The organism is Staphylococcus sp. HMSC065D05 (assembly GCF_001813195.1).
Lineage (GTDB): Bacteria > Bacillota > Bacilli > Staphylococcales > Staphylococcaceae > Staphylococcus > Staphylococcus epidermidis.
Map to the genome: position 1 here is coordinate 1 of NZ_KV811720.1, position 13,216 is coordinate 13,216.

The 13,216-nt window shown below is 31.4% G+C and carries 10 protein-coding genes, 1 pseudogene and 1 riboswitch; of the genes and pseudogenes, 5 read left to right on the forward strand and 6 right to left on the reverse strand.

The features are described 5' to 3' along the window. Positions 1–926: glycosyltransferase family 4 protein (locus HMPREF2897_RS00670; RefSeq protein WP_141751271.1), on the forward strand; the 926-nt coding region annotated here is incomplete at its 5' end. Positions 927–1,292: 366 nt separating this feature from the next. Here HMPREF2897_RS00670 and sdrG read toward each other — a convergent pair. The 4 genes and pseudogenes from sdrG to tadA all read right to left on the reverse strand — a co-directional run bounded on the left by sdrG (position 1,293) and on the right by tadA (position 6,553). Further along, positions 1,293–3,987 (reverse strand): annotated as a pseudogene (sdrG, locus tag HMPREF2897_RS00675) (MSCRAMM family adhesin SdrG). Positions 3,988–4,429: 442 nt separating this feature from the next. Next, positions 4,430–4,996, reverse strand: coding sequence for an NADPH-dependent FMN reductase (locus tag HMPREF2897_RS00685; protein WP_002490265.1), 567 nt, complete (start codon positions 4,994–4,996; stop codon positions 4,430–4,432). 4 nt (positions 4,997–5,000) lie between these two features. Then, a complete protein-coding gene (locus HMPREF2897_RS00690; RefSeq protein ID WP_002486812.1) occupies positions 5,001–5,879 on the reverse strand; it encodes a Cof-type HAD-IIB family hydrolase in 879 nt (292 codons plus the stop codon). Positions 5,880–6,046: 167 nt separating this feature from the next. Then, entirely contained in the window at positions 6,047–6,553 is a 507-nt protein-coding gene (tadA, locus tag HMPREF2897_RS00695) for a tRNA adenosine(34) deaminase TadA (RefSeq protein WP_002491445.1), read from the reverse strand. Between the two features lie 66 nt (positions 6,554–6,619). Here tadA and HMPREF2897_RS00700 point away from each other — a divergent pair, with 66 nt between their 5' ends. The 4 genes from HMPREF2897_RS00700 to HMPREF2897_RS00715 all read left to right on the forward strand — a co-directional run bounded on the left by HMPREF2897_RS00700 (position 6,620) and on the right by HMPREF2897_RS00715 (position 10,352). Further along, positions 6,620–7,237, forward strand: coding sequence for a deoxynucleoside kinase (locus HMPREF2897_RS00700; RefSeq protein WP_002456016.1), 618 nt, complete (start codon positions 6,620–6,622; stop codon positions 7,235–7,237). Beyond that, entirely contained in the window at positions 7,230–7,892 is a 663-nt protein-coding gene (locus HMPREF2897_RS00705; protein WP_002458630.1) for a deoxynucleoside kinase, read from the forward strand. The genes HMPREF2897_RS00700 and HMPREF2897_RS00705 overlap by 8 nt, the downstream gene beginning before the upstream one ends. A 154-nt stretch (positions 7,893–8,046) precedes the next feature. Continuing rightward, positions 8,047–8,146, forward strand: a riboswitch (TPP riboswitch). 100 nt (positions 8,147–8,246) lie between these two features. After that, positions 8,247–8,999: a 3-oxoacyl-ACP reductase gene (locus HMPREF2897_RS00710; protein ID WP_002491425.1), complete on the forward strand. Its 753-nt coding sequence runs from the start codon at positions 8,247–8,249 to the stop codon at positions 8,997–8,999. Between the two features lie 48 nt (positions 9,000–9,047). Further along, positions 9,048–10,352 (forward strand): NtaA/DmoA family FMN-dependent monooxygenase, encoded by a 1,305-nt coding sequence (locus tag HMPREF2897_RS00715; RefSeq protein ID WP_002499559.1) that lies wholly within the window; start codon positions 9,048–9,050, stop codon positions 10,350–10,352. An 88-nt stretch (positions 10,353–10,440) separates the two neighbouring features. Here the strand turns inward: HMPREF2897_RS00715 and HMPREF2897_RS00720 are convergent, their stop codons facing one another. Both HMPREF2897_RS00720 and HMPREF2897_RS00725 read right to left on the reverse strand, forming a co-directional pair. Next, positions 10,441–11,136 (reverse strand): HAD family hydrolase, encoded by a 696-nt coding sequence (locus HMPREF2897_RS00720; protein WP_002491423.1) that lies wholly within the window; start codon positions 11,134–11,136, stop codon positions 10,441–10,443. A gap of 369 nt (positions 11,137–11,505) precedes the next feature. Continuing rightward, positions 11,506–13,200, reverse strand: coding sequence for a CDP-glycerol glycerophosphotransferase family protein (locus tag HMPREF2897_RS00725; RefSeq protein ID WP_070592444.1), 1,695 nt, complete (start codon positions 13,198–13,200; stop codon positions 11,506–11,508). Between the last annotated feature and the right edge of the window lie 16 nt (positions 13,201–13,216).

Here is a 13,216-nt window from a genome sequence, read left to right on the forward strand (position 1 = left end):
TTTATATAATTCCCACTAATTGGGGTCAGTCCACTGAGCTAGGTGCTTTTTTTATTGAAACAATATATCAAAGTAGTGACTTATTCTTTAGCGATCGTAACCTTGTTACATCACATATATTTAACATAGTTGCATCTTACATCCCTGTTATTGCAGTGTTACATAGCACTCATGTTAAAGATGTTACTGATTTAACGCATTCACCAATCAAAAATGTTTATAAAGGGGTTTTTGAACATTTACAAAGGTATAAAGCCATCATTGTTTCAACACAACAACAAAAAGCTGATGTAATTGAGAGAATCAGAGGAGTCATTCCAGTATATGCTATTCCAGTTGGTTATTCATCTATTGAAATGAACGATGACTCTAATAAAAATAACTATGTTTTACCTAAAAAAATTATTTCTGTCGCAAGATACTCACCTGAAAAGCAATTGATACAACAAATTGAACTTATTAATAGGCTTAAAGATACGTTTACAAATATCGAACTACATATGTATGGTTTTGGTAAAGAAGAACAACATTTAAAAGAACGTATTCAAGAATTAGGACTAGAAAAACACGTAATATTAAGAGGTTTTTTAAAAGATTTAACTGATGAGTATCAAGATGCATATCTAAATTTAATAACAAGTAATATGGAAGGCTTTTCCTTAGCATTATTAGAATGTGAATCACATGGTGTACCTTCTATCAGTTATGATATTCAATATGGTCCAGGTGAATTGATACAGGACGGTAAGAATGGATATTTAATAGAAAAGAATAATCAACACATGCTATTTGAAAAAGTAAAATTATTGCTCAACAACCCCCAACTTCAACAATCTTTTTCTCATCATTGTGTTGAAACTGCACAAAAGTATTCTCGAACACAAATCATGTTACTGTGGAAAAATTTACTTCAACATTTTAACTAAAGCATAAAAACATAAGTCAAATTTTGCTATGAAGTCATTTATTATTAAATGGTTTCATAGTATTTTTTTGTATTACATAAAAGAATTTTTTATTCATTCGATAAAAAGGAACCATGAATTCATTTAAAATTCACGGTTCCTCTATTAAATCATTGTCAGATTGTGAATTGTATCTATTTCTCTATAAATCATACATTTCAGTCATTTTTAATAAAAATGACCTTGTTTGCATCATCTTTTTCACAAGATATGATAAACGTGAAAGTTATATTATAGTTTTAATCAACACCTTACATTTGTTGGACTAAATATACTTTCTATTCAAATGTCGTATCTGCTTCTTTCTAATAATTTCATTTGAATAATTTAATTTTTATTTTTTCTATTTTTGCGACGGTTCCCTACTAATAACGCTCCTAAACCTGCAAATAAAGTTCCAAGTAATGTGCCTTTAGAATCATGATCTTCATTAGCTCCTGTATCCGGTAATTTATCTTTTGTATTCTTATCTGAGCTATTGTCTAATCCTGAGTCACTGTCTGAGTCGGAGTCGCTAGCTGAATCTGAATCACTATCTGAATCTGAGTCGCTATCTGAGTCTGAATCACTATCTGAATCTGAGTCGTCATCATAGTATCCGTTATCTATACTAAAGTCATCATGATCAGTAATTGTTACATGGACTTCTTCCCCATCAGCATCCTGTTCGTCATCATCACCAGAATCTGTTGTTGTTTGAGTCATACCTGAAGGTTTATCAAAATGAACAATATAATTACCACTATTTAAATTATCAAATTGATACTTTCCATTTTCATCAGTTGTTGTTGTACTAATGATATTTCCGTTTTCATCTTTTAACGTCACTTTTACTCCAGAGATTCCTTTTTCATCATCACCTTGAATACCATCTTTATTAGTGTCATACCATACATAGTTCCCTAAGCTATATTTAGGTGTTTGATAAAATCCGCTATCAATAGTCATATCGTCTTGTCCGTTAATAGTTACCCATACAGAATTACCTTCTGAGTCTAGTGCAGGATTTGTTCCTGAATGTTTAAGCGTCGGCGTATATCCTTCCGGTGTTTCGAATGTAATTTTATAAGTCAATCCGTTTTTTAACCCATCAAATTGATATTTCCCCTCTTCATCTGTTCTGACTGATTTTGAAGTTCCATCAGGATACGTCAAAGTTACCAATACATTACTAAGCGGTTTTTCATTATCATTTGTATTTTGAATACCATCTTTATCTACATCTTCCCATACGTAATCTCCGATTTTATAAGTTTTTTCAGGAGGCAAGTCACCTTGTCCTTGACCTGAACTTGTAGAGAAAGCAATTGTATTATCATAGGATGCTGTTCTAAACTCACCAGTATACTCATTTATAGTCGTTTGCATTGTCACAGTTTGCTGTATCGTCGTGTAATCGTCCTTATTAGGGTCATATTTACTAATAACTTTAATAATATATGGTGAATCTATATTACCAAAATTAATATTCACGTCATTATTATTTCCTAATTGGGCATAATCATCATTTGTGACATCTTCATATTCACTGTAATCATAAATTCTGTTACTATCTGGTAAATTTTGATTATCTCCAACCTTATAAACTTTAATGATTGTACTATCGTCGATAATTGTTGAACCTTCATCGCCATTCCCTGAAATATTTACATTTGTTTCTTTGGCTGAATAACGAAGAGGGTTAATATAAATCGTTTGCTCAACTGTATGGTTTTTCGTATCTATGTTTGTGAACATACTTTGAAGGTTAGCAGTCCGATTTTCGTTAGGTTTTTGATATTCAACCGTAATTGTTTTATTTACTGATGAAAGGGCCGTCTTATATTCTACATCTAACTTAGTGTTATTATTTGGAACCTTTGATTTATCAATGTATGATGTTAATTTAAGGTGCGCTTTAATATTTTCATATTTATCTACATAATCTGTAAAAGTGTAGGTAATTTGTTTATTTGTGTTGTCATAAGTACCTGTAGCGATGATTTCTCCAGAATTATCTTTTATTTTTGGTATTGCAAAACTATCGGTTAAATCTGATGGAACTGTATTCTTATCTATATTCACTGTCATCGTATCACCAGATTTCACCTTATCATCTACTTCAAAAGTTACATCATAGATTAAGTTTTCAGCATCATGTGCTTTAATAATACCATCACTATCATCATATCCTTCAGTAATACTTTGATCAGTAACTTTAATTAAATGATTAACATTCGAACCTTGTTCTGCCGCTAATTGATTTACGGTTACACGCTTACTCGATGGTTGGGCAGATGTTGTAGATAACGGTCTAACCTTATTTTCATATTCATTTATTGGTAAATTTAATAACTCATCTTGATTTGAAATTTTTTCATCTATATTTTTATAGCTAGACGGTTGACTTGTTATTGAATCTTCTCTTACTTTGTTAGGTTGCTCTATAGTATTCTCTTCTTTATTGGATTCAGTGTTACTCTCTATTATTTTAGAGTTAGCAAAATCTGATACGCGGGAATTTTCTTCATTATCACTTGTTTGAATAGATGGTTGTTGGGCAGTATCCATTGATGAATTTGAGGATTCGACTGATGAGGGTTCTTTTACCACTTCTTCTTTAAGCTGAGTATTATCTTGAGGGGTCTTTTGTAAAAATGTTGCTTCGTTTTCATCTACATTGGTTGTTGACTGTGTTATATCTTTAGAGCGATTTTCTATGGCATCGTTGCTATTCGTTTCTTCTTTTTTTTATTTGGTTATCATCATCGGTGTTTATTGACTGACTATTATTGATTACATCATTCTTTTCTTCATTACTGGACTGATCATTGCTATCTGATAATTCATCATCCGTATTCGAATCTTTAACGTCTTGTACTGTATTCTCCTCAGCTTTGGCCTCATTATGACCTAAACCAAACAATAATGTTGCACCTATTACAATAGACGCTGTACCTACTGTGAATTTTCTAATTGCATATTTATTGGATTTATTTGCTATAGGTTTCTTTTTAGTTAGTAAATTATTTTTTTTAATCATAAAAACTCCTTATCTTTGACTATTTCAATGTAATTTTCAAGTAAAAATCGTTTCTAGAGTAAAATACAATATAGTATATAAGTCTTTTTTGCAATATTTTTTAAATATGTTAACAAACATTTAATAAACAGTTAATTAATTCGCTCTACATTTCTTAAAATTCTAATAACATAAATAGTTGAAATTATTACTATATTCATCAAAAAAATTGTCACCAAACTATTTCAAATGATAAAAATATAAATAACCGCGGTGTTTCATATTAGTATTATGCACATCTCTGTCACAGTGTTTTATGGAATATTTTAAAGTTAAATCTCAAAAATCATGTATATGTTTTATTAAGGCAATAAATATAAAGACTCCCTTTAATGTTTACTAAAAACATCAAAGGGAGCTAATTTAATGATATTGCTTGATAAAAACAAATCATAAAATATGATTATTTTAAGTGTTCATATGGACTATTTGTTACGAAAGATACAATTTGATCAACGAACAATTTTGCGCGTAGTTGAAATTCATTATCTTCTAAGTATAAGGTACCATCTTCTAATTTAGCATAATCAGAGTCATGTGTAGCAATTTGCGTTGGTACAGCAATACCAAGTAAACTACGTACGATGACTCTTAAGTGTGATAATGGCTCAGAACTTACTATTCCTCCACTATTGCAAATGAGTCCCACGGGTTTCATTTTGAAATGGTCCATATTAAGGTGGTCAAGTGCATTTTTAAGAATACCTGAAAACGATCCATGATAATTTGGCGTTCCTAAAATTAAGAAATCTGCTTCCATTGCTTTATTTTGTAAAGATTTGACATTGTTTTTAATTTCATCAACTGCTTGTGTTGTACCAGCAAAATCCAATTGATGAATGGGTTTCTCAGCTAGGTCAAAGATTTCCACCTCAACATCGTGTTCACCGAGTTGCCCTTTTAAATACTTCGATAAAGCGTTCGTATGAGACCCTATTTGAGCACTCCCTATAATAATTAAACCTTTCATTATTTTACACCTCTAAATTATTTTCCTCTTTTAATATTTTCATGATTGCTTTTCCAACTCCACTATTTTCGTTGGTTTCTGTGACATATTTAGCAATATGTTTAACTTCGTCTGTAGCATTATTCATTGCTACTGGATAACCTACTCGTTCTAGCATCGAAATATCATTTAAATTATCTCCTATTGCTACCACATCTGTTAAATTTATACCCAATTGATGAGCAATAGCTGATAAGGCAATGCCTTTTTGAGCGTCTGAATGAGTGATTTCTAGATTACCTCTTGATGATGAGGATACTGCTAAATTTGGTGATGATGCTAACTCTTGACCCACTTTGTCGATTTTACTTAAATCTGCATCAAAAGCTAACACCTTCATAATAAGTTCTCCAGGAATATCTTCAATTGAATCATAATTATCTACAACTTTTAAAGTACCGTTATCTATGCGTTTTTGTATATTATTTCGTATCTTGGCTACATCTGCTTTTTGACCCGCACGTTCTGCAATATCTATATAGATTGCTAAATCACGTTTAGGATCTTCTGTATATATGCCACGGTTTGTGTAAATTTGATAATAAATATGATTATTTTTAAGTGCTGTCGTAATTTTGTGTACTAAATCATGATTAAGATGCGATGTACTCGTTATATTAAATGATTCATCACGAACTTCTGCACCATTCAAACATATGTAAGGTACTTTTAAGTCTGTTTCAGCAACAGGTGTTTGTGCCTCGTAAAACGCTCTGCCAGTTGCAATAACTACTGTAATGCCGTTCGCTTGCGCAAATTTTATCGCTTCTTGATTCATAGTGGTGATTTCATGACCAGCGTTAAGTAATGTTCCATCCATATCAGTTGCTATTAGCTTTATCATTAGTTGACCTCGTTTCCACTTATTTTAAAGTGATGCTATATGAATTTTTTTAATTGATTTAAAATTAATGTGTGTAGCATGTGTCTTAACTTCATCATTGTTATATGTTATCACACAATCTTTAACGATTTACTAGACTTCAAAAATACGTTTATTTATGTACGACATCATTTTAACAAATTTATATCCTTTTGTATCTTCCCCTGTTTTTCTGCTTTTTTCTTTTCACGTATTTCCTTAAAAAAACTTCTCAATAGTTCTGCACACTCTTCTTCTAAAATTCCTTTTTCTACGATTGCCCTATGATTAAACTGGGGTTGTTCTAATAAATTCATAAGACTTCCTGAACAACCTCCTTTGGGATCAGTAGCACCATACACAACCTTGGGAATACGGCTCATAATAATAGTGCCCGCACACATGACACAGGGCTCTAATGTAACATACAACGTACATTCTTCTAATCTCCAACTGCCGACAACTTCTGACGCCCGTTCTATCGCTATGTGCTCTGCGTGGGCAGTAGGTTGCTGCAATGTTTCCCTTAAATTATGTGCACGTGCAATGACTTGATCCTCTTTAACAATAACTGCTCCGATTGGAACTTCTCCTAATGCTTTGGCTTTGTATGCTTCATTAATTGCTAAGCGCATGTAATCATGATTTTTTTTCATATGTGTTGGAACACCTCACTTATGGTACAATACTCATTGTCTATCTTAACATTTGGAGAAGTGATTATGAATAAACCATTTATTGCAATCGAAGGACCTATAGGTGTTGGTAAATCCTCTCTTGCTCATCGTTTAAGCAAGACGTTTGGTTTTTATGAAGAGAAGGAAATTGTTGATGAAAATCCATTTCTATCTGATTTTTATGATGATATAGAAAAATGGAGTTTTCAAACTGAAATGTTCTTTTTATGTAACAGATATAAACAGATTAGAGATATTGAGTCGCTAAATCAAGGTATAGTTAGCGATTATCACATTCATAAAAATAAAATTTTTGCTAAAAATACTTTAGATGCTAAAGAATTTGATAAATTCAGTCGTATTTTTGATATTTTAACTGAAGATATCGAAATGCCAAATACAATTATCTTTTTAGATGCTGATTTAGATGTATTAAAATCTAGAATTGCACAACGTAATCGTAGCTTTGAATCTCAAATAGAAGATGACTATTTACTTACTTTAAAAAAAGATTATCTTGCTTATTATGAATCATTAAAGAATGACGGTGCAAATGTCATTCGAATTGATACGTCGCAACAAGATTTCGTTAAAAATGATTACGATTACCAAAATATTTTAAATTTAGTAAAACCTATGATTGGAGAAAATAAAGATGAATAATTATGGTATTCCTCAAAATGCAGTAATAACCATTGCTGGTACTGTAGGGGTTGGTAAATCTACGTTAACACAAGCACTTGCTGACAAGTTAAATTTTAAAACTTCCTTTGAGAATGTAGACCATAATCCTTATTTAGATAAATTTTATCATAATTTTGAACGTTGGAGCTTTCATCTTCAAATTTACTTTCTTGCTGAACGTTTTAAGGAACAAAAACGCATGTTTGAGTATGGTGGCGGATTCGTTCAAGATCGTTCAATTTATGAAGATGTGGATATTTTTGCAAAAATGCACGAAGAACAAGGAACAATGAGTGCTGACGACTACCACACGTATTACGAATTATTTAATGCAATGGTTATGACACCTTATTTTCCAAAGCCTGATGTTCTGATTTATCTAGAATGTGATTATGATGAAGTGATTGATCGTATTCAACAGCGGGGACGTGACATGGAAATCAATACAGATCCAGAATATTGGAAAAAACTATTTAAACGGTATGAAAATTGGATTAACAATTTTAATGCATGTCCTGTTGTTCGACTTAATATTAACGAATATGACATACACGAAGACGTAGACTCCCTTGATCCAGTCATTGATAAAATTGCTCAAGTTATTAAAGCATACCGACAAGTGGATACGAGATAATATATCTAATTATAGAAAGTTAGAGCTCATATTTATATACTTTCACAAGTTATTTCATATACCTTTTACTCAAATATTAAAATAACAGATATAGCTATTATTAAGAATGTTGACAATATTTTATAAAAATTCTATGTTTATACTATAAGTGAATTATATGCACTAGGGGTGTTTTTTAACTGAGATGGATATCATCCAAACCCTTTGAACCTGAACTAGCTTATACTAGCGGAGGAAAGTGTTGAATCTCATCTAATTATCATTCTGTCTTTATATATTGATTTGGATGCACAACTTTTCTCATGAAGGTTGTGCATTTTTTCTTATACAAATAAAAATATTGGGGGCATGAAGATGAAAAAAACTGCAATTATCACAGGAAGTAGTCGTGGATTAGGCGCTAAAATTGCAATAACTTTACTAGAAAAAGGCTACAATGTTGTTGTTAATTACAAACAAAATAAGGATAAAGCTGAAAAATTAATTAGAAATTATAATCAAAGTAGGGCTATAGCTCTTCAAGCTGATGTGACAGACAGAAACGATGTGAATCGAATGATTCAAACTGCCACACAACATTTTGGAAAAATAGATATAGTCATTAATAATGCACTTGTTGGTTTTAAATTTGATCCAAATCAGCAAAAATCGTTTAAAGATTTAACTTGGGAAGATTATCAACAACAACTTAATGGTACTTTAAAAGGAGCATTTAATGTGACTCAAAGCGTCATACCACAATTTATAGAACAACAAAGTGGATGCATTGTTAGCATTGGAACCAATTTGTATCAAAATCCAGTCGTACCTTATCATGAGTATACAACAGCAAAGGCAGGTCTCATTGGCTTTACTCGTAATATTGCTGCAGAACTTGGACAATATGGTATTACAGCAAATGTTGTTTCTGGAGGATTACTCAAAACGACTGATGCAAGTGCAGTCACTACACCTGAAGTGTTTGATTTAATTGCTCAAACTACACCTCTTAGAAAAGTAACATCACCTCAAGATGTAGCCAATATGGTCGTATATCTCGCTTCAGATGAAGCACGTGGCGTAACAGGTCAAAATATTACCGTTGACGGTGGTTTAACAATGAACTAATTGTTTGTGTATTTTTTACAAAAAGATAATAATTAATGAGGTGTTCATATGACAAATAATCACTTTCTTAACATAGGTGTGTTACTGTACGGATGTGGTCATCATCAAGCGGCATGGCGTACGAAAGATTCTAATATTGAGGATATCGGCAACATATCTTATTATCAGCATTTAGCTCAAATAGCTGAAAAAGGTCTTTTGGATATCGTCTTTTTTGCAGATAATCAAGCCTTTAATGCAAGTGATAATACTACTATGCCCGCTTTTTGGTTTGATCCTATAATTAACTTATCAGCTATTGCACAAGTTACATCACATATAGGATTAGTGCCAACAATATCGAGTACATTTTCAAATCCATTCACCGCTTCTCGTCAATTATTAAGTCTAGACTACTTATCTCATGGCCGTGTGGGTTGGAATTTAGTCACATCCATGACAGATATTGAAGCCCAAAATCACAGTCTTCAATGCTTACCAGAAAGACATGAGCGCTACAAAAAAGCAGATGAATTTGCATCGGTAATGAATCAGCTATTCACTTCTTGGTCAACTGCATCTTATGTACCAGATAAAAACAACAACAAAATTATTGAGTCTAAAGATATTAAACCTTTTTATCATGAGGGAGACTATTTTCAAGTACGAGGACCACATACAACACCACAAAGTCCTCAAGGTAAACCAGTATCTATGCAAGCCGGTGCGTCAAAAGAAGGTATTGCATTAGCAGCAAAATATGCTGATGCTGTTTACTCTGTTTCATGGGATATCAAGCAAGCACGTAGTTATAAAAAGAAATTGTCTGATGCTATTTCTAAAACTCAACATCCAGATAGAAAAATTAAAATTTTCCCTGGTTTAGTAACTTATGTAGGTGAAACCCATGAAAAAGCATTATCAAAAAAAGCAGAACTTGATCAAAAATTACCCATTGAAGATGCTTTAAAGCAACTCAGTTTTTTTGTTCAACAAGATTGTTCAGATTGGGAATTAGATGAACCAGTTCCTCCCTTACCTCCTGTTAAAAATTTCAAAGGTCCAATTGGTCGATATGAAACAGTTTTAGCCATTATAAAAGATAAACAACCGACTGTAAGAGAATTATTAGGTTACTTAAGTGCCGGTGGTGGTCATCTTACTCTTATAGGTACACCTGAGGAGATAGTGGATGAGATGGAGCAGTGGTTTAATGAAGGCGTTGCAGACGGCTTTAATCTGATGCCACCTTCATTACCCCATAGCCTTGAAGATTTTGTAAAATACATTATACCAGAACTACAACGTCGTGCTTTATTTAAAAATTCTTATAATCAATCTACACTACGTACATTATTAAATCTCGACTCATAAAACCGATGTTTTTTTGTATTATTAAAAGAAAAAGGACGTAGACGTGCGAATCGACTCACACATCTACGTCTTACTCAATTTTAAAATTTTATTTTCCGTATTGCTCTATAACTTGTTTAACATCTTTTGCACTATTAATGATGACATCTGCGTCGTAGAGTTCCTCTTTTTTAGCCACGCCTGTTAGCACACCGATAGCTAATCCTAAATTTGCATTAATCGCGGTTTTCATATCGTTGGCCGTATCTCCTACTATTGCTACCTTTTCTGGTTCAACATCAAAAGCATTAAATAGTGGATCTAAAACTTTAGGATGTGGCTTTTCTTCTGCGTGTGTCTCTGTAGAAATTACTAAATCAAAGAGATTTCTAGTTTGCGTTTCCTCCAGAAATTGATCGACTCCTTTTTTAGTATCACTTGTTACTATACCTATGTGATATCCTTCATTTCTAAGAGCTTGAATAGTTTCTTGTACACCATCAATCCAATTGTTTTCAGGCACTCTTGAATCAATGAGTTCCTGACTCGTATCCTTTGTCCAATCTGATGTTTCTTTACCTGTTACACCATTAAAAGACTCTATAATTTCACCTAATGAACCCGATCCCATAACAGAATCTGGCTTAATTTTTTTATCGATAATGCCTAATTGGCGATGTGCCGCTTCCTTATCATGTACTGGAAAGGTTTCTAAAAGTTGATCAACGAGACGTACGCCAATTTTTTCCCAACTACTGTCAAACTCAATCAATGTACCATCTTTATCAAATAATATCCATTCCACTTTTAATTCTCTCCTGAAAATGATTTTTATATTAATTATAGTTACATCAACTATTATATTATAGATTGCATGACAATTATAGGAAACTGAACTTTATTTAAGTATAAAAACTAAAATTGGGTTCAAAATTAAAAATGGCTATTTTTCTTTAGGTACTTTTATTAATTAATACATACTTTAAAAGACTCTATTCATAATACGTATTGTACATCACTAATCTAGAACTTGCTAAAAACGAAATGACTTAACTATACTTTGAAAATTTACTAGACATAACTAGATTTAGAGTTGTTTCACTATGATATAAATTTTCTAACTTGTTATTTATCTATTGTTACAATTAGCATAAATTAGAACCTTTAAATTCTTTTACTGAAAAAATTTGTTAAATAAATCTTTAACTAATCGTTCACTCGATTTACCATCTTTATATTTAAAATTCTTATTTAAAAACGGTTTTACCTTTTCAAATTCAAAATCATTATTTTCTAACGCTAAAATAAGTTCATCAAAAGTTTTCACTATTTTACCAGGAACAAAGGTTTCATAAGGTTCATAAAAATCTCTCGTGTAAATATAATCTTCCAAATCAAAAGCATAAAAAAGCATTGGTTTTTTAAAAACTGAAAATTCATAGATTAAAGAAGAATAATCAGAGATTAAAATATCCGTAATGAACAATACATCATTTACTTCGCGGTAATTTGAAATATCTAAAAAATATTTATTATAAATTGCTGGGATATTTAATTTATTTCTAACAAAAGGATGCATTTTAAACAAAACAGTAGCTTGATGTTTTTCACAATAACTAGCTAATCTTGCAAAATTAATTTTAAAGAAAGGATAGTGTGCTGTGCGATGTCCACTTCCTCTAAATGTAGGTGCAAAAAGAATGACTTTTTTATTTTTTATAATTGGTAATTTTGTTTCTAAACTTTGTTTAATGCGTGTTTTATAAGATTCATCGAACAAGACATCCGTACGTGGAACACCTGTTGGAATAACCTTATGTTCTTCAATTCCAAAAGCTTCAGCATAGTAAAGAATATCATTATTTGACGAAACATAAGCTTTACTATAATTCCTATGGCCAATAGAGTCTATGAAAGGTCCTCCCTTTTTCCCAGTTCTACTAAATCCTACAGTCTTGAAAGCACCCACGGCATGCCATACTTGAACTATTTCTTGGTTTTCTCTAAATTGAAGTTTATATATCATCGGATGATAATCATCAACCAAAATATATTTAGATTTTCCTAAAAAATATGGGAATTTTAATTTATCAATAAACGATCTCCTATTTGCTATATTAGGTTTAAAAATGGAATGAATGACAAGTGTTTTGTCCAATTGTTGTTTAAGCATTTCTTCGTATATAAATTTAAAATTTCCTGACATATTTGCTCTAGAATCTGATGTAAACAAAACATGATTTTTATTATTCTTATATACTGTTTTGGAAATGTTAAATATCGACAAATAGATTTTATCTCTTACATTGAAACTAATTTTCCTCAAAGCTTTATGTAATATGAATGATAAATGCTTAAGTTTACTTATTTTATTTATTTCAGATTTATATTGAACTTTAAAAATAAACTCATTAATTTCTTGGGAAATTGCTGGAACAATGACGTAAGATTTAATCTCTTTGTTATTATATCTTTGAAAACTCTTACCATAATTTTTTAATAAATAACTTTTTTGTAACGATTGGGTCTCAAGTGAGTTGTAATCTCTTAACTCCTCTAAAGTCATTTGCTTTTTTTTATCATTCAAAAATTTTGGATTAATTTGGCAGACGTATTCATCTTCTTGTCGGTTGATTAATATATAATTACCTGTACTTAAAAAATTGCCTTTTTCTAAAATAGCAATATTAAATCTTGCCTCAAAAGTTGATCCTTGAATATTAACACGATTAGCATTTAACAGCTTTGTTTCTGTTAGGTTTCTGAGAAGGAAATTTCTTGTAGGTTTTACTCCTTCAAAATGTCCTTTGACGTAGAGTTGGACACGTTCCCAATAAATGTCATCTATAAATATATTTTGCTTTGTCATAGTTGTTTCCTTTTCT